The 22,689-nt window shown below is 37.5% G+C and carries 16 protein-coding genes; 13 read left to right on the forward strand and 3 right to left on the reverse strand.

Going from position 1 to position 22,689, the window contains the following annotated elements:
- Positions 1-500 precede the first annotated feature (500 nt).
- The 5 genes from ASU03_RS07290 (at position 501) to ASU03_RS07310 (ending at position 9,838) form a co-directional block, all read left to right on the forward strand.
- Complete coding sequence (locus ASU03_RS07290; RefSeq protein WP_057831211.1) at positions 501-5,378, forward strand: NAD-glutamate dehydrogenase; 4,878 nt, start codon at positions 501-503, stop codon at positions 5,376-5,378.
- A 119-nt stretch (positions 5,379-5,497) separates the two neighbouring features.
- Positions 5,498-6,508, forward strand: coding sequence for a quinone-dependent dihydroorotate dehydrogenase (pyrD, locus tag ASU03_RS07295; protein ID WP_057831212.1), 1,011 nt, complete (start codon positions 5,498-5,500; stop codon positions 6,506-6,508).
- Between the two features lie 132 nt (positions 6,509-6,640).
- Positions 6,641-7,129, forward strand: coding sequence for a c-type cytochrome (locus ASU03_RS07300; protein ID WP_231731519.1), 489 nt, complete (start codon positions 6,641-6,643; stop codon positions 7,127-7,129).
- 251 nt (positions 7,130-7,380) lie between these two features.
- On the forward strand, positions 7,381-7,860 hold the full coding sequence (locus ASU03_RS07305) for a DUF3015 family protein (RefSeq protein WP_057831213.1): 480 nt from the start codon (positions 7,381-7,383) through the stop codon (positions 7,858-7,860).
- Positions 7,861-7,972: 112 nt separating this feature from the next.
- Positions 7,973-9,838: an Lnb N-terminal periplasmic domain-containing protein gene (locus tag ASU03_RS07310; RefSeq protein WP_057831214.1), complete on the forward strand. Its 1,866-nt coding sequence runs from the start codon at positions 7,973-7,975 to the stop codon at positions 9,836-9,838.
- A gap of 136 nt (positions 9,839-9,974) precedes the next feature.
- Here ASU03_RS07310 and ASU03_RS07315 read toward each other — a convergent pair whose 3' ends face one another.
- The gene (locus ASU03_RS07315; RefSeq protein WP_057831215.1) at positions 9,975-10,661 is read right to left on the reverse strand and encodes a cytochrome b/b6 domain-containing protein; all 687 of its coding nucleotides are present in this window, start codon (positions 10,659-10,661) and stop codon (positions 9,975-9,977) included.
- A gap of 202 nt (positions 10,662-10,863) precedes the next feature.
- Between ASU03_RS07315 and ASU03_RS07320 the strand changes: the two genes are divergently transcribed.
- Entirely contained in the window at positions 10,864-12,537 is a 1,674-nt protein-coding gene (locus tag ASU03_RS07320; RefSeq protein WP_057831262.1) for an amidohydrolase, read from the forward strand.
- 100 nt (positions 12,538-12,637) lie between these two features.
- Here ASU03_RS07320 and asnB read toward each other — a convergent pair whose 3' ends face one another.
- Positions 12,638-14,302 carry an asparagine synthase B gene (gene asnB, locus ASU03_RS07325; protein WP_057831216.1) on the reverse strand — a complete coding sequence of 555 codons (1,665 nt, stop codon included), beginning with the start codon at positions 14,300-14,302 and terminating at the stop codon, positions 12,638-12,640.
- A gap of 402 nt (positions 14,303-14,704) precedes the next feature.
- On the opposite strand from asnB, the gene ASU03_RS21415 reads away from it, so the two are divergent.
- The 5 genes from ASU03_RS21415 to ASU03_RS07350 all read left to right on the forward strand — a co-directional run bounded on the left by ASU03_RS21415 (position 14,705) and on the right by ASU03_RS07350 (position 18,643).
- Complete coding sequence (locus ASU03_RS21415) at positions 14,705-15,244, forward strand: RHS repeat-associated core domain-containing protein (RefSeq protein ID WP_057831217.1); 540 nt, start codon at positions 14,705-14,707, stop codon at positions 15,242-15,244.
- A gap of 11 nt (positions 15,245-15,255) precedes the next feature.
- Positions 15,256-15,708, forward strand: coding sequence for a tyrosine-type recombinase/integrase (locus tag ASU03_RS07335; protein ID WP_269433000.1), 453 nt, complete (start codon positions 15,256-15,258; stop codon positions 15,706-15,708).
- A gap of 67 nt (positions 15,709-15,775) precedes the next feature.
- A complete protein-coding gene (locus tag ASU03_RS07340) occupies positions 15,776-16,105 on the forward strand; it encodes a type II toxin-antitoxin system PrlF family antitoxin (RefSeq protein ID WP_057831218.1) in 330 nt (109 codons plus the stop codon).
- Between the two features lie 2 nt (positions 16,106-16,107).
- Positions 16,108-16,584, forward strand: coding sequence for a type II toxin-antitoxin system YhaV family toxin (locus tag ASU03_RS07345; RefSeq protein WP_231731520.1), 477 nt, complete (start codon positions 16,108-16,110; stop codon positions 16,582-16,584).
- A 481-nt stretch (positions 16,585-17,065) separates the two neighbouring features.
- Positions 17,066-18,643, forward strand: a complete 1,578-nt coding sequence (locus ASU03_RS07350; protein WP_057831220.1) for a formylglycine-generating enzyme family protein — start codon at positions 17,066-17,068, stop codon at positions 18,641-18,643.
- A gap of 69 nt (positions 18,644-18,712) precedes the next feature.
- Here the strand turns inward: ASU03_RS07350 and ASU03_RS07355 are convergent, their stop codons facing one another.
- Positions 18,713-20,515: a winged helix-turn-helix domain-containing protein gene (locus tag ASU03_RS07355; protein WP_057831221.1), complete on the reverse strand. Its 1,803-nt coding sequence runs from the start codon at positions 20,513-20,515 to the stop codon at positions 18,713-18,715.
- Between the two features lie 833 nt (positions 20,516-21,348).
- Between ASU03_RS07355 and ASU03_RS07365 the strand changes: the two genes are divergently transcribed.
- Positions 21,349-21,636, forward strand: a complete 288-nt coding sequence (locus tag ASU03_RS07365; RefSeq protein WP_057831223.1) for a hypothetical protein — start codon at positions 21,349-21,351, stop codon at positions 21,634-21,636.
- Positions 21,637-21,723: 87 nt separating this feature from the next.
- Positions 21,724-22,344, forward strand: coding sequence for a hypothetical protein (locus ASU03_RS07370; protein ID WP_057831224.1), 621 nt, complete (start codon positions 21,724-21,726; stop codon positions 22,342-22,344).
- The last annotated feature ends 345 nt before the right edge of the window (positions 22,345-22,689 follow it).

Genomic DNA, 22,689 nt, shown 5'->3' on the forward strand with positions numbered 1-22,689 from the left:
TATTTGTACAACCATGGCTTGCCCTAGGTAATTTAGCGCAATGATAGTAGCTGACTGAGAGGTAAAATAATGGCGTTTTTATTTTAATACTCAGTTCAGCTCTCCCTAAGCAGTTAATTAAATACAGACTTGTATAATTAACTGCTTTTTTTTAGGATAAATTTAAACAATTTTCACTTAAAGATATTGCATAAATAAACAATAAAAAAGCCATTTACTCAGTATCTATTTATCATAACTGCATAAACATAGCTAACGGTAAACTAAAGTACTCATTTACTCATTCACCTCTTTAAAATTAAGCCAATAAATACAAAATAACACTCGCAATAGCCTAAGTTTATTCATAAAATCGACAGCATAGTCTATTCTGATAGACAAAATATAAATAAAAAAATTTAAGGCTTATGCTTCTAACGTCTTTAGTTAAAAGTAGAAACTGTGTCAAAACAAAAATCAATTATTTCAAGCTTTCTTTTTAAAAGGAAAAGGAAACATCCATGGCGTTAGTAAACGGTTCACCCTCGGTTATTCTTAGCAATGTAGCAAAACTTATTCAGCAAAAAGTAGATGAAAAAACTGCCCCCTTAGTTGAGAAATTTGCCCATTTACTTTATGGCAATATGTCATCATTAGATCTTGATCACCGTAATGAAAGTGATATGTATGGTGCGGCGCTTAGCTTGTGGAATTCACTTAATGAGCACAAAGATGATGCACCTGTTATCCATGTGTTTAATCCTTCGGTAAGTAAAAATGGCTGGAAATCTAGTCATACGATAATAGAAGTTATTATCCAGGATATGCCGTTTTTAGTGGACTCTATTCGTATAGCATTAAACCGTTTAGGCTTATCGCCACACCTGATGCTAAATGCGCCATTAAAAATAATTCGCGATAAACAATTAGAAGTGACTGCATTAGCACCTATTGTCGATAGCCAATTAGCAGCAACCTCAGAAGAAACCATATTTTTAATTGAAATTGATCGTCAAACGACCGATGAAGAGTTAAGTAGTATTAAAAATACGCTGCTTTCTGTCGTTGAAGATATCCGCTTAACTGTCAGTGATTGGCAGCCAATGTTATCTTGTTTAAAAAAGGTCATTGATGATGTTAGCAAAGCCAAGTTACCGGGCACTAAAGCGGATAAAGAAGACACCTTAAGTTTTCTAAACTGGCTCGCGGCGAATAATTTCACCTTAATGGGCTATCGATCATATGATGTAAAAGCCGTCAAGGGCGATATTTCCTTAGAGGCCAATGTTAAATCAAGCCTTGGTTTAATGAAAAACTCGCCAGGAAATAAATCACGTTTAGTGTCGAGTTTAAGTGCCACAGGCCGAGAAGTAGCACTTGGACCAAACCACTTGATTTTAACTAAAACCAATTCAAACTCACGAGTTCATCGTCCGGCGCAACTTGATTACATCGGTATTAAACGGTTTGATGATAAGGGTAATGTTGTTGGTGAAGAACGTTTTATTGGGCTTTTTGGCTCTGCGTATTACACCAACAGTGCGCTAGACCTACCGCTTATTAGCTCTAAAGTCATGGCTGTATGTAAATCGTCGCCTTTTGCCAAGGGTACTCATAACTACAAAACGCTCATCAATATTTTAGAAACCTATCCAAGAGATGAAATATTACAGTCGTCGGTAGCCGAGCTACTACACAATGTCACCGGTATTTTGCAAATGCAGGAACGTGATTACACTGGCTTGTTTGTTCGTCGTGATGCCTTTGATCGTTTCTACTCCTGTATGGTTTATGTACCAAGAGAGCGTTACAACACCAAATTACGTATCGAAACACAAAACTTACTTAAAGAAGTATTTAATAGTGATGAAGATGTTGAATTTACCACTTTCTTCTCAGAATCAGTTCATGCTAGAACCCATTATATTGTTCGAGTCAACTCCACTAAAGCAGATATAGACGTGAAAGAAATTGAAAAGAATTTAAACGAAGCCGCTCGTAATTGGGACGACAAATTAATGAGTGCTTTAGGTGCTAACCGCGGTGAATCAGCGGCGAAAGCACTTAGCCGTAAATATATTAAATTCCCACAAGCTTATAAAGATGAAGTATTACCCGGCTCTGCCATTGTAGATATTGAAAAGCTAGAAAATATTACTAACGAAAAAGATTTAGAAATGCTTTTTTATCAACCACTGGAAGAGAAGACGGGTAGCCGTTTTGTTAAATTAAAATTATTCCATAAAGGCGAGCCTATTCACTTAAGTGATGTGTTGCCAATGCTGGAAAATTTTGGTCTTCGTGTTATTGGTGAAAGACCTTATGCAATCAAAGCCTCTGATGGCGAAACCTACTGGATATTAGATTTTTCCATGTACCTAACCGGTGAAGGTAAGTTTGATCTATCTAAAGTTAGGACCCTTTTCCAAGATGCTTTTGTCAAAGTATGGCATGGTGATTTAGAAGATGATGGTTTTAACCGCCTTATTTTAGGTGCGGGTATTGAAGGTCGTGCCGTTTCAATTTTACGGGCCTTTGCTAAGTATGAACGGCAAATTGGTGGTCGTTTTAGCCAGAGTTATATTGAAAATACCTTTTCTCGCTACCCTGAAATTGCGCAATTACTGATTGATTTATTCTGCTTACGTTTCGATCCTAAAAGCAAGGCAACTGAGAGCGCGAAAGAAAAAGCAAACAATAAGCTATTAGCCGAAATTGAGAGTTCACTCGATAACGTTGCCAACTTAGACGATGACCGTATTATTCGCCGTTTTGTCGAAATGATTACGGCGACTATTCGTACTAACTACTTCCAAGCAGACCCGATTAAAGGTGATAAATCCTACATTTCATTTAAAATCCTTCCCGGTAAAATCAGTGAAATGCCTCAGCCGGTACCAAAATTTGAAATTTTTGTCTATTCACCACAAATTGAAGGTGTACATTTACGTGGTGGTAAAGTTGCTCGTGGAGGCTTACGTTGGTCGGATAGAAGTGAAGACTTCCGTACCGAAGTTCTTGGCTTAGTTAAAGCGCAGCAAGTTAAAAATACCATTATTGTCCCGGTAGGTGCTAAAGGTGGCTTTGTTTGTAAACAGTTACCTGATGGCACACGTGAAGAAATTTTTGAAGCGGGTAAAGAATGTTACCGTACTTTTATTCGCGCCTTGCTAGACATTACGGATAACATTGTTGCCGGTGAAGTTGTGCCGCCAAAAGATGTGGTACGTTTAGATGGTGATGACGCATACTTGGTGGTAGCGGCTGATAAAGGTACGGCGACTTTCTCGGATATTGCCAACGCCATCGCTGAGGAATACAATTTCTGGTTAGGTGATGCTTTTGCTTCAGGTGGTAGTGTTGGCTACGATCATAAAGCCATGGGTATTACCGCTAAAGGTGCTTGGGAGTCAGTTAAACGTCATTTCAGAGAAATGGATATTGATTGTCAAACTACTGATTTTACCTGTATTGCCATTGGTGATATGGCGGGTGATGTGTTTGGTAATGGTATGTTATTGTCAAAACATATTCGCTTACAAGCTGCGTTTAACCACATGCATATCTTTATTGACCCAAATCCTGAAACCGCGAGTTCCTTTGTCGAGCGTGAACGTTTATTTAATTTACCTGGTTGTACTTGGGACGATTACAATAAAGAACTTATTTCCAAAGGTGGTGGTATTTTCAGTCGCCATGTGAAATCAATCAAGCTAACGCCTGAAATTAAGAAAATGATCGGCACGCAAAAACAAAGCATGGCACCCACTGACTTGATGCAAGCCATTTTATCTATGAAGGTAGACCTACTTTGGAATGGTGGTATAGGAACCTATGTTAAAGCGACTAAAGAAACACATTTAGAAGTAGGTGACCGAGCTAACGATACCTTACGTATTAACGGTGTCGATCTTCAGGCCAAGGTGGTCGGTGAGGGCGGTAATTTAGGTTTCACCCAATTAGGCCGTATTGAATATGCTGCTAATGGTGGCCGTATTAATACCGATGCGGTTGATAATGCCGGTGGTGTTGATTGCTCGGATAATGAAGTAAACATTAAGATATTACTCAATACCTTAGTTCAAAATGGTGATTTAACCATTAAGCAACGTAATAAGCTACTTCATGATATGACTGAAGAAGTAGGTAAAATTGTTATTGAGGATTGTTATCGCCAAACTCATTCATTGTCTATCACGGCAATGCGTGGTGCTAGCCAACTAAAAGAGCAAGTTCGCTTTATTCATGAGCTGGAAAGAGCGGGCAAACTAAATCGCGCGCTAGAGTTTATTCCTGATGATGAAGAAATTGCTGATAGATTAGCACAAGGTAAAGGCTTAACCCGTCCTGAACTTTCAGTCTTGCTTGCCTACAGTAAAATGGTTCTTAAAGATGATTTAGTTCATGTGGAAATTACTGAGAACCCTTACCACAACAGTTTATTGATTGAAGCTTTCCCTAAGCAGTTACGTGAACTCTATCAAGATGAAATGCAACAGCATCCATTGCGTGCACAAATTATAGCAACCAAACTTGCCAACAAAATTGGTAATGATATGGGCTTTAACTTTGTCAATCGTATGCAAGAAGAAACCGGTGCTAGTATTGCCGAGATTGCTAATTGTTATACCATAGCCAGTGCAGTCTTTGAGTTAGATGACTTTTGGCAGAAAATTGAAGTTTTAAATAATCAAATATCTACGGCTATTCAAACTGAAATGTTGTTTCAATACCGCAGAACGGTACGTCGAGTAACTCGTTGGTTCTTGCGCCATCGTAACAAGTCGCTTTCAATTGCAGAATCAATAGCCTTATATCAACCAACGTTTGCAATTATGTCAGAAAAACTCTTTAGCTTTATGATCAGTGATGAAGTTGAATCCTTAGCAAGGGTTGCTAGTGATCTAGTTGATGCGGGTGTTCCTAAAGTGGTTGCTACTCGTATTTCTCAGTTAAGTACTCTATTCTCGACCATGGATATTGCAGAAATTGCTCAGGAAAACAACTGTACGGTTGAGCATGCCGCAAGTTTATACTTCTCACTAGGTGTACGTTTAGAGTTACATTGGTTCTTAGATCAAATTACTCGCCAACCGGTGGCAAATCACTGGCAAGCACTTGCTCGTTCTTCCTTTAGAGAAGAATTAGATTGGCAGCAACGTTCACTAACTTCCGTGGTATTACGTTGTCAATGTGATGCCCAGTTTGCTGATTTAGATCAGTTACTTACTGAGTGGATTGACGTTAATGGGCAACCTCTGGAACGCTGGAAACATATTTTAACTGAGTTTAAAGTAGGCCAGTCGCACGATTTCGCTAAATTCTCAGTAGCATTGCGTGAACTAATGTTATTGAGTCTTAATTGCCAACCGGTTTCAGCGAAAGAAAATCTAAAATAACCGTTAACTAAGTTTATTTTGCTCAAACAGAGCTAACATATTGTAATGCTAGCTTTAACTGATAAAATCCTCGCCCAGCGGGGATTTTTTATTTTTATCATTCACAAAGCCGAGGCAATATGTTTTATCCAGCCATTCGTAAAGTACTTTTTCAGTTTGATGCTGAAACCATCCATGAGTTGACTATAAAGGGCTTAAAAAGCACGGGGAAATCACCTCTTAATGTTTTTTATAAGCAACAAGTAGCAGATAAACCGGTAACCGTTATGGGAATAAAATTTCCTAATCCCCTTGGTTTAGCGGCCGGTCTTGATAAAAATGGTGAGTGTATTAATGCCTTTGCGGCTATGGGCTTTGGTTTTATTGAAGTAGGCACAGTAACACCTCGTCCACAGCCGGGTAATGATAAACCACGTATCTTTAGATTACCTCAAGCCAACGCGATTATTAATCGTATGGGCTTTAACAATAAAGGTGTTGATTACCTAGTATCACAAGTACAAGCGGCTAATTTTAAAGGTGTTTTAGGAATCAACATTGGTAAAAATAAAGATACCCCAGAAGAAAATGCTAAAGATGACTACCTTCACTGCATGCGTAAGGTTTACGATTTAGCGACTTACATTACCGTGAATATATCATCGCCTAATACCCCAGGTTTGCGCTCGCTACAATACGGTGATGCATTGAATGATTTATTGATAGTTTTAAAGGCTGAGCAGAAAATACTTGCTGATAAATACGGCAAGTATATCCCGCTTACGGTTAAAATTGCGCCTGATTTAACGGAAGATGAAGTAAAATCTATCGCTAAGTCATTAATTGATAATGGTATTGATGGCGTTATTGCTACTAATACCACGTTAGCCCGTGATGGCGTTGAAGGCCTTGAATTTGGCGGCGAACAAGGTGGCTTAAGTGGTCAACCGGTAAAAGATAAAAGTACTCAGGTTATCAAGATATTAAGTGAAGCGCTTGATAATAAACTACCCATTATTGGTGTTGGCGGCATAGCATCAAGTGATGATGCTAATGAAAAATTAGCCGCAGGGGCAAGCTTGGTGCAAGTCTATACGGGCTTTATTTATCAAGGACCGCCGTTAGTTAAAGAGATAATTAATGGTTTGTAAGTGATAAAAAAGAAAGTGGCACTTTGTAGTATTTAACTTTTTGTTTTTGTTACAAAATGTCGCTTGCTGTCAAGTCAGATTAAGCTACACTAGCCGAGTAAAAGTCTTTAAATAATCATTATTAAGAGAGATATGATGTCGATAAATGTCCTGAAAAAGAGTTTTGTAGCTATTACCCTTGCCACTGGTTTAGTCGCAGCAACTGCCGCTATGGCGCAACCAGCCAGCTCTGAAAAACATGCAATCAAAGCAACTGAGTTACGTCAATCAGTGTTCAAATTACTGGGTAGTAATATGGGTACGTTAGGTGCTATGGCGAAAGGTAAAATTCCCCTTGATGCCGTTGTTGTTGAAAAAAACGCCACCCGCATACAGCAATTATCCTTGATGATTGCCGATTATACCCGTACTGATACCTCTAAATTCGATGTTAAAACGGAAGCTTTAGCCAAAATTTGGCAAGAAACAGATCATTTTAGCAAAGATATTGATAAGTTAACCTTAGCTTCAACTAACTTAATTGCTGCAGCAAAATCTAACGATGAAAGTGCCATTAAAAAAGCGATTGGTGGAGTCGGTAAAACTTGTGGCGGTTGTCACAATGACTTTAAGAAAGATTAATTGATAGAGTTGTCTGCCAAGCTCATTTTCTAAAAGCCCTTGCCAGTTGCAAGGGCTTTTTTGTAGCACTTAATTAATCAGTAAGCCATTATTTAACGGTTAAAAGTCTAATAATGGTTTACTCGCACTAGCCGAAATTTCTTAAGTAATTAATGACTTAAATACTAGAATTAATAAAATTTATGTATTAAACTTGTTTGGCTTAATTTTAATAATAAGTAACATTTAACAAAAATTTACAGGGATTTATCATGAAAAAACTACTAATTGCTTCTACGTTATTAATATCTACTTCTGTACTAGCTGATGCACCGGGTAGCCAATCTTGTGGTTGGGGTAACATGCTTTTCGCGGGGCAATCTGGCACTCCTAGCCATGTGTTAGCTGCGACAACAAATAATTCAACAGGTAACAATACTTTTGGTATGACATTCGGTACTAACGGCTGTTCAACTAAAGGTACATTGACTTACGGTGGTAAGGAAATGATTGATATTAGCATGATTATGGATGAGTTCAGTGAAGACGTTGCTCGTGGTGATGGTGAAGCATTAACAGCCGTTGCTGTTTCTTTAGGTGTATCAGAAGCTGACCGTGCTTTATTTAAGTCGACGCTACATAACAACTTCAATACATTATTCCCTTCAGAAGAAGCAACTACTAAACATGTTGTTAGCTCAATGTTCACCTTGATGAAAAATAACGAAATCTTAGCTAAATACACAGTATAGTATTTATCTTTTTTAATGATAAAAGGCTGCTTTAAGTAGCCTTTTTTAATTATATAACCTTACTGTTTTAAGCGTAAATGCATTGCAACGGCATTCTTATCATATAAATATTATGAATTATAAAACGACCATTTTATCATTATCATTATCCTTATTTTTTTTATTGGCTGTAACAGCTAATGCACAGCAGCCAAATAATATTAGTCAATTGGCTAAAACAGAACAGTGGCACGCGTTATTGCATATTAATACGCAAGTAGAAGGTAGCGATATTGAAAGCTATGTTGATGACGCTAGTTTCTTTTTAGCGAACGATGGCGCAACAAATCCGATAAATGAATTATTAGCGACGATTTCTGCTTTGAAAAATCAAAGCGAAACTCAATGTAAATTTCCGGCCAGAACCCTGTTTTTATTAGAAAATATTCAAGGGCTTGCCAAAGAAGTTAAACCCTTTGTTTGTCAGGAGTATCTAGACTGGCGTAAAAAACTCAATACCACGAGTGTGGTGTTGGTCTTTGCCTCAGCACAATTAAATAGTCCATCCTCTATGTATGGTCACACTTTTTTTCGCTTTGATCCTGAAAATGTTGAGAAAAATTCTACTTACCTTTCTTATGCCTTGAACTTCGGCGCGACAGTACCTGCAGGTGATGGAGGTTTTTTATATGCGGCCAGAGGGTTAACCGGTGGTTACCCAGGTAACTTTGCCGCTAACCCGTATTTTGAAAAAATCAAAGAGTATAACCGCTTGGAAAACCGTGATTTATGGGAATATAAATTAAATTTAAAGCCCAATGAAATTGATGCAATGTTAGCCCATATTTGGGAATTACAAGGTATTAGCTTTGAATATTACTTTTTTGATGAAAACTGTTCCTTTCGTTTGCTTGAATTACTTGATGTTGCTAGGCCCGGTTTATACCTAGCGAATAATTTTCCGGTTACCGCTATGCCACTAGATACCGTAAGGGTGGTAGAAGAAGCTAATTTAATAACAGATACTCATTACCGACCGTCAATTTTAACAGAGTTAAAAGCGCAATTAGCTATGTTAAGTGATGATGAAAATGCCTTGGCACTGGCTTTATCTAAAGATATTGAGGTATTAAATAAAAACGAATTTATTAGTTTGGCGACTAAGCAGCAACAACTTATTGTTGATAGTGCCTATCGGTTTTTACGTTATCAAAATACTTTTAATGGTCGTCCTAAAGACACCACTCGTCGAAGTTTTTTATTACTAAGGCGCTTAAGCGAAAACCCAAGCAAGCTAACTATCCCCATTGAACAACCCTTGCGCCCTGATCTTGGTCATAAAACGTCTATGCTGGGTGTTAGCTTTGGCCAAAACCTAGACCAAGGTTTTGTCGAATTTAAATACCGAGGCAGTTATCATGACTTACTTGACCCTATTGGCGGTTATTACCAAGGTATGTCATTAAATATGGTCAATGTCATGATCAGAGCTTATAAGGGGGGGGATATTAAACTTGAAAAAGCAGAGTTACTCGATATTGTTTCTTTATCAACAAGGGATAGCTATTTCTCTCCTTGGTCATGGAAAGCCAATATAAGTGTAGAACAACAGTGGACAGTTGATAAGGAAGTATTAGTCAGTCAAGGCTCAGGGGGCGGCGGTGTTAGTTACCAAATATTAGATAATACCCATGTTTTTGCCTTTGTCACGGGGCGATTAGAGTTTAATCGTAAGCTGGATAGTTTTGCCGCCGTTGCGCCCGGTGCACATATCGGCTTTTTACATTACTGGCCCAAAAGCACGCTAATGATTGAAGCCGAGCATTATCAATTTTTATTTGATCAAACACAACGCAGCCGGGTCAGTTTGCAACACAGTATGCAACTTAGTAATAAGGATAGCTTGAGGATTTCCGCTGACTTTCACCGTGTCGAAGGTAAGGACCATGCCCGTCATAGTTTTCAAGAATTCAAAGTGGAATATCGCCATTATTTCTAGTGCTTGTATATGGCTGGCGCTATATTACTATTATAAAATCGAGTTAAGCCAAGGGTATAAAAACACAAAAGGTTAGCCAAGTGGCTAACCTTTTTCAGATCAAAACTGCTGTATAGCGATAGCGTGTAACAAGTATTTAATAGTAAAATTCTTCTAGTACTGGTGCATTAATGATAACAAGCCAATAAACAAAAACAAGACAACATACGGCAACAATGCCGCCGAGAATAAGCTTCGAATGTGGAATAGCATCAATAGCGTTTACTTGCTTAGCGGATTTTTTTCCGGTGATCATAGGCAATACTAAATTTTGTTTTTTTATGCACCAATAGTAAGTAATGGCAGCAAGGTGCAAAGCAATGGCGGCAATCATAAAGTCAAAGGTGTTGTGATGTAAAAAAAACATTATTTTCTCTAAATCATTACCAATACTGCTGTAGTATGGCCCGGAGGAAAAAATATCATCATTGATAAATAAGCCGCTAACGGCTTGTAAAGTGATTAATACAATCATCAATACCACCATCAAGGCACCTAAGGGATTGTGACCAGCGGTATTTTTACTCTCCTTTGCCGGGTGTAAATAGTGAATAAGCGTCTTGGGCGAGGGGATAAACTGAGCAAAGCGTGCATGTTTTGGCCCGATAACGCCCCATAGAATGCGAAATACAAGCAAAGCTAAGGCAACGAAACCCAACTGCATATGTAAGTCGACCATTTCTCCCTCTTGCTCTGAGGTATACCAGCAAGCTAAGATGGTAAAGGCAAAGCTCCAATGAAAAATGCGTAAGGGTAAATCCCAAATAAGATGTTTTTCTGTCACGTGATAGCCTTTAATTGCCCGAGTGAATAGTAATTGAGGGCGCTATTTTACCCTAAGTTACTAGGTAATGTTAAGCCGCTAAATGTTACCAATCATCATTTTTTTTTTGTGTTTAGTTTTGATATTTATTTTTTGTCTGTTATTGAGGCATGTTAAAGTGAACTTATTAGCTGCTCAAAATATCAATAACAATAGAAATATCATGAAGAAACTTCAAATGATTAGTGCCATTACATCACTGTTAATCGCTACGCCCCTTATGGCGCAGACAACCATAATAAAAAATATCAATGGCTACACTCTCAGTGGTGAGACCTTAATAAAATTTTCTGCTATATCGTTCACTAATGACACCATCAATAAAACATATCAACCAGGTGAAACTGTTGATATAGCCAGTGATGTGGTGGTTATTGATGGTCATGGTAAAACGATGCTGCCTGGCTTAATTGACGCACATGGCCACGTTCTTGGTTATGGGCACAGTTTACTGCGGGTTGACTTGGTTAATAGCGCATCAGAAGCCGATGCCGTTAACCGGACAATAGTTTATGCCAAAGATAATCCTTCCCAGCACTGGGTGCTTGGTCGAGGCTGGAATCAGGTGCAATGGCTTAATAATAGTTACCCCAGTGCTAAAAGTTTAGATAAGGCTTTTCCAGACAAACCTGTGTGGCTTAGACGAGTTGATGGTCATGCTGGTTGGGCAAACTCTAAAGCTATGGCCTTAGCGGGGATAACCTCAGCGAGTAAAGGCCCTGCTGGCGGGGAGATAATAAGAGATGAAAATGGCCAGCCTACCGGTGTTTTCATTGATAATGCTATGGAGTTAATCATCGCTAGCATTGCCCAACCATCACGTAGTGAAGATAAGCTAGCTTTAACAAAAGCAATGCATTCATTGGCAAGTTTGGGATTAACCAGTGTCCATGACGCCGGAATAGATCAAAATAATATTAACTTATATAAAGAGCTAGCCAGTGAAAATAATATGACCATTCGTATTAATGGCATGTTGTATTTACCCAGCGAAAACTGGCAGCAACAATTAGCACAGGGCCCTTTTAAAACTCACGATGACATGTTTATTTTTAACAGTGTGAAAATTCAAGCAGATGGTGCTTTAGGCAGTAGGGGAGCCTCATTAATTAACGATTATAGCGATCACGCTGGTCATAAGGGCTTGTTATTACATGATAAGGAAACCTTACAACACTATATTGATTTTGCTATGAATGCTGGTTTTCAAGTTAACACCCATGCTATTGGTGATAATGCCAATAAATTGATATTGGATCTGTATCAGCAAGCCATTGCTAAAAGTAACACTAAGTCATTACGGCATAGAATAGAGCACGCACAAGTACTGCGCTTAGTTGATATCCCTCGCTTTGCCTCACTTAATGTTATTGCCTCAATGCAAGCGACACATGCCACTAGTGATAAAAACATGGCAGTTACTCGTCTTGGTGAACAACGGATTTTAGGTGCCTATGCATGGCGAAAGTTGCTTGATAGTAATGCTGTTATTGCTGCTGGTTCAGATTTTCCGGTAGAGTCGCCCAATCCGTTTTATGGTTTACATGCAGCCATTACTAGGCAAGATCACAACAACTCACCCCAAGGCGGTTGGTATGGTGATCAAAAGATGACACCAGTTGAAGCGTTGAGAAGTTTTACTCTAGATGCCGCTTATGCAGCCCATCAAGAAAAGCTAATAGGCAGCTTAGAGGCAGGTAAAAAAGCCGATTTCATTCTGCTTAGCGATGATATATTTACTATGCCAGCAAGCCAAATATGGCAAAGTCAGGTGTTACAAACATGGGTAGCAGGTAAAAAGGTTTTTTCTTTAGCCGAGCCATCCGTAGCTAAATAGCATCTGCTGAATAGGCTCGATAAAAAATACAAAAGCCGATATTAGCCAATATCGGCTTTTTATGATCTTGCTAGTTAAACAAGCGCGTTACCAGCGGTTATTAATAACTTTCGTTATGTACACTTAATACCGCACGACCGGATGGATCAGCATTATTTCGAAAGCTTTCATCCCAAGCTAGCGCTTCTTCGGTACTACAAGCAACAGATTTACCACCCATTACACATTCAGCAGCCGTAACTAACGGGAACTTTTCTTCAAAAATTGTACGGTAGTAATAACCTTCTTTGTTATCAGGGGTATTTATCGGGAATCTAATGTGAGCATTTTCAAGCTGTTGTTCGGTAACCAGTGTTTCAACATGGGCTTTTAAACCGTCAATCCACGAATAACCAACACCATCAGAAAATTGCTCTTTTTGACGCCATAAAATTTCTTTCGGTAAATAACCTTCAAAAGACTCACGTAAAATAGATTTTTCCATTTTACCGTTACCACATAGCTTATCTTCAGGGTTGATGCGCATAGCAACATCCATAAAGTGTTTATCTAAGAAGGGTACACGTGCCTCAATACCCCAAGCCGACATAGACTTGTTAGCACGTAGACAATCAAACTTATGTAAGCGGTCAAGTTTACGAATTAACTCTTCATGAAAGGCTTGTGCATTTGGTGCTTTATGGAAATATAAGTAACCACCAAATAGTTCATCCGCGCCTTCACCCGAAAGTACCATTTTAATACCCATGGCTTTAATCTTACGTGCCATTAGGTACATCGGAGTAGAAGCACGAATTGTGGTGACATCGTAAGTTTCTAAGTGATAAATAACTTCTTTAAGGGCATCAATACCTTCTTGCTCGGTAAAAATAATGCTGTGATGGGTAGTACCAATATCGTCAGCAACGGTTTGCGCGGCAATCAAATCAGGAGAGCCCGCTAAACCACAAGCAAAGGAGTGAACTTTTGGCCACCATGCCTCGCTTAAATCATTATCTTCGATTCTGCGGGCGGCAAATTTTTTGGTAATGGCTGCGATTAAGGACGAGTCTAAACCACCAGATAATAATACTCCGTAGGGTACATCTGTCATTAAGTGACTTTTTACTGACTCTTCCAAGGCTTCACGAATTTTAGTGGTGCTGGTGGTATTGTCTTTAATGGCACCATATTCTTGCCAGTTACGTTTATAATATTGTTGTAATTTACCCACACGGCTATCTAAGATATGGCCAGGAGGAAATTCAGAGACTGTTTTACAAATAGGCATTAACGCTTTCATTTCTGAAGCGACATAAAAGTTACCTTCGCTATCATAACCGGTATAAAGTGGAATAATACCAATATGATCACGGGCTATTAGGTAAGAATTGTCTTTTTCGTTATATAAAATAAAGGCGAACATACCTTGTAGTTTATCAATAAAATCAACACCAAACTCTTCATAAAGTGGCAATATGACTTCACAATCAGACGCCGTTTGAAAGGTGTAATCTACATTTAAGTCATTGGCTAAGGCTTTATGGTTATATATTTCACCATTTACCGCCAAAACATTGCTTTTATCCTTGTTATATAACGGTTGAGCGCCATGCTCAGTATCAACAATAGATAAACGCTCATGTACTAAGATAGCATGGTCGTTGCTGTAAATGCCTGACCAATCAGGACCACGGTGACGTAAAAGACGAGAATATTCTAACGCTTGAGGACGAAGTGCTGCTGCACCTGTTTTTATATCTAATATACCAAAGATCGAACACATTGAAGCGCTACTCCTTTATTAATATTGTTATGTAAACTGATTATATTGACTCTTTAGGTCACATAATTAATTTAAGCCGAATTGTAGGGCAGGTTTTTTTGTAAGAGGGTAACCTGACCATACCTCTGCTAATTATCTATCTCTCAATGAATCATTAAAAGTGAGAATAAACAAGCACATTCACTTTGACAGCTTTCATCGAAAGATCAATATCAAATAATAAAGTTTTTACACTAAAGGTAATAAGCATAGCAATGTTAGTGACGGTATTCTCATTTAGGGTCAGATTCTCATATATCCTGTATATAATGATTTAGGATGATTTTTAAGATTACCTGTAAATGTAATGGTCAACTACTTGTCTATTCTTCTTAATAATATACTTTCATAGTCTGCCTTTATATGCAGGCACGATACTATGATCCCGTTATAGGGCGTTTTTATTCGAATGATCCGGTTGGGATTACCAATATTCACACATTTAATCGCTATGCTTATGCAAATAACAACCCATATAAGTATGTTGATCCCACAGGAGAAGCCGCTGAGATCACTTATAAAAAAAATGGCAGTATTCAAATTAACATTCCGATTTCTTATTCAGGTTCAGGATATACCTATGACAATATATCGTCGATCAAAAAATCTATCGCCAATGTTTGGTCAGGTACTTATCTCGTAAATGGAAAAGATACATATGTCAATGTTCAAATTACAAAAGGTAACGATTTAGGAGTAGACAACAATGTTGAACTGATAAACGGACCTACTAGTGATATTGAAACGCAAGGTAAGTCTTTTGTTCAAACTTATACTGATGGTACAACTTCAGGCGAATGGCGAACAGATAAAAACAATTTAACCAATGGTAGTATTGGCCATGAAGCTGGACATTTAATGGGTGCAGTTGATCAATATGATAAGATGAAGTGGCATAGTTAATTTTATTAGACATTGATGATTTGAATTTCGCCGATCAGTTACTCAGGATAAATCGGGGAAAAGGAAATAAAGAGCGTATTGTTCCTATTAGTACAAGAGCCTGTGAATGGCTTGCTTTGTATATCAGTAAAATCAGGACGAAGGTGTCACATATTGGCTCAGGAGGTACTTTATTTTTAGCTAACAATGGTAAGCGATATAATGCTAATAAACTCTCAGAAATGGCAGGACGTTATGTCAAACTTTCAGGGTTTAAACGTGCGGGAGCTTGTCATTTATTTCGCCATGCTACGGCTACTACGATGCTTGATAATGGTGCAGACATTAGACATGTGCAAGAGATGCTAGGTCATGCTGATATTTCAACGACACAGATTTATACACATGTATCGAGATCTAAATTAACTGAAGTTTATAATAAAAGTCACCCCTCTGCATTGAGCGGTAGTAACATATTTCATTAACTAATCTTGCAATGGTAATGCAGTTGCATTACCATTACTTTGTAAACCTAATAACTTGGAGGTTACTATGATACATGCAACTTTAGAAACAGAATCCACATTAACCGATCGATTCCAAACAACCGTACCAAGTGTTGTTCGTCAAGCACTACATTTGAAGAAAAAAGATAAAATAAAATTTATCATTCAGCCAAATGGTAGCGTCATACTTTCTCGTGTTGAACCCAAAGAAAGTGATCCTGTTGTTGAATCGTTTTTAGCTTTTGTTGCTAATGATATGCAAAGACATCCTAAAAAGCTTCAGTCACTTACCGCAAGTATGCGTGATCGTATTGAAGTATTAACCTCTGGTATTGAATTAGATTTAGATGCCCCATTATCCGATGAGGATGAATGATTTTGTCTGATAATGTCGCTATTGTCGTCAATGGGTGGACGTTATATACGCACCCATTATTTGTTGAGCAATATGAGATTTTAGAGAAAAAGGTCGTAGCGCTTAAGGCAAAAGATCCAAGAGGTTATATTAAAAAGAACGCTACAAAAAGGCTAGCAGCTATTCATAAGCTAGCTTTTGAAGTGATTCCACAAGATCCAACAAAATCGGATTATCGCCAAGGTAAAACATTAGGCGAAAACAATAAACACTGGTTCAGAGCTAAGTTCTTTCAACAGTACCGATTGTTTTTTCGATACGATATCCAATCAAAAGTAATTGTCTACGCTTGGGTAAATGATGATAGCAGCAAACGAGCTTATGAAAGTAAAACAGATGCTTATAAAGTATTTGCGAAAATGCTGAAATCAGGCAACCCACCAGATAGCTGGGAAGATCTATTAAAAGCCGTCAAAAAAGAAAAATCCTCCAATAAATGATTTTAGGGAGTTATTACCACTAAGGAATAGTGGATCATAAAACCAATTACTGTATATGCAGGTACGATAGTATGATCCAGTACCCGTACATTTCTTCTTTTTAAAAACCTTAAAAACCAGATATAAATAGCACCATCTAACGTCTTCTTGGTGAGCTTACTTGACGTTAGCGCTTGTTTCTCTAACGGCAGCTCTTCCGACGAAGCAGATGAGATATTAGTGGAATATACCGACAACCTATCAATAATTAGAAGACTGTGTTGCTGGAAATGAAATCCAATCGGTTGTTAATTTTTCACAAAAATTCAACTATTTTTGAATGGTAAGTTAAATTAAAATCAACATTAATACTCATTATTTAACTAAAAAACATGCTAAATTTTTCTATTCGTTTTCTATACGGTAAGAAAATAGAAAACCAATAAGACTTCTTTTCAGTCAATTTCATAATATCTCCTTATCAATTTAATAAGGAGCTATTATGAAAAAAATCATCACCACTTTAGTTATAGGGTTCACTACAAATCTATGGGCAAATTCGCTGCCAATAGAACCCGTGTTAGTGCCAATAGTAGAAGCAACAAAAAACATAAATATTCAAATGGGTAAGTACGAAGTTACTGTTGAAGAGTTTACTCGTTTTGTTAACGCCACAGATTATAAAATGTCAGGTAAATGTTATTTATATAACGCTAAACATGTACCTGCTGACGGTACCGGTACAGCGAATGATAAAGACTTAACAGCAAATCCTTTTCGGCCTATTGTCTGTATTGGTCCGTATGGTGCCATGGATTATGCAAGTTGGTTAGCAAAAACCACAGGAAAACCCTATAGATTACCCGAAAAAAATGAATGGCTGTATGCCTCATCCGAAGGTAAATCAAGTCGCTTTGCTTTTGGCGACGATTTTAACTACAGCGAAATGTGCGACTATGAAAATATTGAAGATGCAGCGAATAGTGCGGGATTAAAACAACATCATAATTACAGAAATAGAATCAGTGCTAACTGTAATGATGGCGCTATCTATCACACTGTTGTGGGTATGTATCGTCCAAATAATTTTGGTTTACATGACATGATGGGTAACGTGAGGGAGTTTCTGCAAACTTGTCATGTATTTAATAAGGCGGAGCCTAAACAATGTCAGGAGTATGTATTAGCAGGGAGTGGTTGGCATTGGATGCCAAGACCTACCGATGTATTCGACAGTATGGGTGGTAACTTTGTTGGCAGCATTGAAGGCTTTCGTGTAGTACTTGATAGTTCGACAAAACATTCTCAATCGGTACAAACTCAAACCTTTGTTAATAACCTAGTGGTAGCCCAACAGCACGAAAAACACAAGCATGATAGGTTAAAATCTTTACCGACCAGACCACCCGGATTATATGCAAAACTGGGAAATAAAAATCAAGTGAGCCTCAGTTGGTTACCTAGCACTGGTGAAAGCGTGAGTTATTCTTTGTATCGTAGCTATCTAGATCCTAGTGCAAAAATAAGCCGAAAAATGACGAAAATAGCCGAAGGCATTAAGATGCTCTACTATGTTGATAATTTACCGAGCGGTAGTGCGGCAAGTTATCAAGTATTTGCAGACAATGAGATAGGACAAAGTCAGGCAAGTAATGAAGTGAGTATTGGAAAATATCCAGTGTTTCATGTTGATGAACGAATTCAAGCGGAGTTTTATAACCAATATCGCAATACTAAAATATTTGAGAAAGAGCAACAACAAAGTGTTCTTTTTGATGGTAATGCCGGCGATAACATGCAAAATCAACGGCCATTTGTTCCATCATGGTTAAAGTATAAATTTAACAGTGAAAAGGCAGGCCAAGCGATGCTAAAAATGAACATTCGAGGGCAAAAAGGGGCTATTATTGAGTTTTGGCAAGGTAATCATTTAGTGGCTAAAACAGCGATTGAGGGCGGTGAAAATTATGCTGAGCAAAGCATTCCTGCTCAATTGATGGCAGGAGATGACCCGATACAAATTCGTGCCGCCAACAAACTATATTTTATACTTGATTGGTTTGAACTGCGTTACCAATAAGCTAAAGGTATAACGGCGCTAGGCTAAGACTTCAATTACCTAGCGTTTGTTAAGTAATGACTAACACTGCTATTCTTTATCCATTTTTTTCATCTGCTCATTCAGCCACGCTTTCAAAGCATTGCGTTCTAAATAGTCCATATACTCTGCTTGTATTTTTGGGGCATGGCTATTTAGCTGATATAGCCCAAAAGCTGCATGGACAGCCATATGAGTATTGTGCTCTAGCCGCGCTAATTCAAAGGCTTTTAAAAAATACGTGCGTGCTTCATTTTTGTTATCCGTGGCATGATGTAACTTGGCTGTTAACACCAGAGATGCTGGAGATTCAGGTCTGCTTTGCAAAAGCGACCTAGCTAAGTCGAAATCTTTTTGCACTATGTATTGCTCGATGAGTAACTCAGTTGAATGCTCGATAACCCAGGTATTATGAATTGTTCTAGGTAAAAGTAATATTTTCTCCAAATAAGGTAATGCCTTACTGTTATCTTTGGTGAATATCACGAAGTGATAATAGACGACAGCGAAATTAGATTCATTTAGCTTATGTTTCAGTAACAGAGCTTGTGCTTCATTTAGGTGAGCATATTTTTTGTGTCCGTCACCGGCTTTTTTAGCCAGTATTGAATAGGTAATATGTAACTCGAACAAACTTAGCGCGTTAACGTGTTTCTGACTAAACTCAAGACCTTGCTCTAGTATTTCAAACATTTTTTCAAAATCGTGTAGCTCTTGAGCTACCCACGCTCTTGCACTTATGTTTTCATATTTCAAAGCCCACAATGGTGTATCAGCTAATATAGATGATACTTTCTTTAAACTATTCGAGGCTAGTTTATATTTTCGATGCACTTTATAAATATCACTCATTAGTCGCTGAGCCTTAGCTCGATAAGGACTAAAACCATAGGACTCGTCTGCATTAGCTAGCTTTTGTGCATAAGTCATTGCCACTTCCAGCTGTTTTACCTCAAAATAATGATTTGCTAACCGGAATAGTAAATCCGGATCATTGGGTGAGGTTTCCATCATCGATGTCATTGTGCTGATATTTAACTTAATATTTGGCTTGGTAAATAAACCGAGTTGATCTAGCTCGATTAAGCGTTCTGACAATTTTTGAGTAACTTGTTCATGAGTTTTTCCAAATACATAACCACGCCAATAAGCGTCGCCATTTGATACCCCATAATTTAAGAAAACTCCGTTTGAAGAAGCGAAGTTTTCTGTCCATAACAACCACTCACTATCCGGAATATTCGATAACTTCCATGTTAGTTTAGGGGTATGAAAAGATTGTCTGGATGAATGATTGACAGTGGTATATTTGACCTCAAACCTGTTATCTTTGAGGATGCTTTTCTTAATTAAATCAGTAAAGTTTGCTGAATTTTGAGAGTTTTCTTTGGTATTATGTACAAGGTGTAATATTACTTGTTCTTTTAGTGTAAATGTTTGAAAAAGGTAAACAACTATTGCTAAAAAAACAGCTAAAAAGTAAATAAGCCAGTGCGACTTTACCAACGAGCGAGAGGCTTTATCAGCCTTAATTATATTTGGTTGTACGTCTACAGTTGAAACATTCTGTAATGGTATCTCCCACTTATAACCTTTTTTAGAAAAAGTCTTAATAGCATCAGAGCCCAAAATGGCTCTAAGTTGGCTGATGGTTTGAAAAACAACTTGTTCAGAGACAATTTTATCCTGCCAAACAGCGTCCATAATTACATCTTTGCTGTGAATACCATCAGGATTAGTGATGAAGAAATCTAATAATAGTGCTTGGTTACGTTTCAGCGGAATAATTTCTTCATGTTTATAAAGGATGAGTTGATCGCGTAAGAAACGGTATTCTGAAAATTTAACGTCCATATAATTATTGCTTAAGGAATTCATTACTATAGATGATTTTAATGGTGACTAACTTAGCATAGTAATGCAAATATGTAGAAAAATAATATTGGTATGAATTAGGCACCAAAGTTGTCTTTAAGATCTCAATAGCTAACGTCCGGTAAGTGGTACTTACCGCCATTAGCATCTGATTTTAAAAAATCAGTAAATTTCAAATGAAGTAGCCCTTTTGCTAAGGGTAACTTTGTGCGCTTAGCGGAAGTTAGCAATAATTTTTTTGCCCTATATTTGCTAATGAATGAATGAATCATTCACATAATGTTACTAAGACGTATCCATAATAAGCTGTTATATGCAAATGGAGTTCGCATGAAGTATTTACCCTTATTACTTATTATCCTTATATCAGGTTGTTCATCTCAACAAGTTGGTAATTTCATCTTGGGTGGGGTCTTTGACAAAGCAACTAAAACTGAAGTTAGTCACAACGCTGCAAGTTGCGTTAATGTAAAACGAAACTGTTCAAATGGTAATTATGAAGAGTGGTATCAAAAAGATGGGAACAAATCTTGTGCTTGCAATAAGTGATTTCATATAACAAGCTGTTTAATAAGGACAAAATACAGTTGGCTGTGTTTCGTTCCTCAACATGCTAACCAACAATATTTTGCCCATTAACGAGGGCGTTAGGCGTCACTTATATTTCGGAATCATTTGATTTATCTTATGTTTTTATCACTTTTCTATGTTTTTGTCTTTAAATTATGAATTTAATCCCCAGTATAATTAATGGGCACCTGTAATCTACATGTTATCAGGGTTTAATAATCACAATTAAAATGAGAATACATATGACAAAAGAACAAGTAATAACTCAATGGTTAACAGATAATACAGATCTATCTTGGACACGAACTGGTGGCGACACGCCAGCAGTAAAATTAGATCGACTGTACATCAATCGAAGTGAAGCGTATGAGATCAGAGACTTTATTTTAAAGTATTACAAGGAATGTAATTTGGAACATAAATCAGATAATTATAAAATAACGCTTAAGAAAATCATGTCGTATAAGTCAGGTGATAGAGTGAAAACTCAAGACATGCTTGATCACCTTACAAGCAAATTAAACGCATAATTTAGCAGCAACCTAACAAAAACCTCAATCAGACGGCTTTTACTGTCGCTTAGGTTGGCGTTAGACAGTATAAAGGATCTTAATTACATGAATTATCATGACTCTCATAAAAACCATATTTTTGATAAGATTGATGCCGTTAAATCAGCAATTTTTGAAAAACTACTACCTGTATATAATGATATTGAAACAGAAGCAGAATCAGTTTCGAAGGAAAAATATAAGGAGTTAGGCAAAAAATTTAACCCTGAGACTATGGATGAAAGTAGTGCTGCTGAAAAAGCATGGGAAGAAGGAGGTAAATATTATGAACTGCAACATGCTATGAAAGCTGAATTTTTACTAAGTACAGCCACATGGCTTTTTCATCTTTTTGAGAAAGATTGCAGAGAAATGTGTTCGAGATTGTATAACAAACATGATGAGCTTAAAATAAAACTTGAAGAAATGGGCATTAATTGTGATGATAACTCTGATTGGTATAAAACAAATACTGAACTCCGTTTAGTCGCCAATACCATTAAACATGGAGAAGGTAGCTCATCTAGAAAACTTCAACTAATTAAACCAGAATATTTTGACACAAAATCATCATACTTGACAGATAGTAAAATTGAAATTACAGATCAAGATATCCAACTTTATATCGAATATATGAAATCATTTTGGATTTCTTTTTTTGATAAAGTATTACGAAAATCAACATAAGTCTAACAAATAAAATGCACCGGGAAGACAAAGCTACAGTCGTGCCTCCTTCCGCTTTGTCTTCCCGGTGATTTTGGCCGTTAGCTGCCGAATAAATTATGGATATAGCATCATACATAGAAGATGGATTCGGTTTATCTGAATCAACTCTTATTTCAGATAAATTTATCGTTGAAAATGACGATTTGATGTGGATTAAGTTCGAGTGCATATTCTCATGCATCGCGATCACCTAATACCCTCTAAGCCGATCACCTAATACTATCCATCGCGATCACCCAATACCATCGATGCCGATCACTTTTCGTCAAAAGGGTATTGAGTGATCGGCTTGAATAGTATCGT

This window comes from Colwellia sp. TT2012 (assembly GCF_001440345.1).
GTDB lineage: Bacteria > Pseudomonadota > Gammaproteobacteria > Enterobacterales > Alteromonadaceae > Colwellia.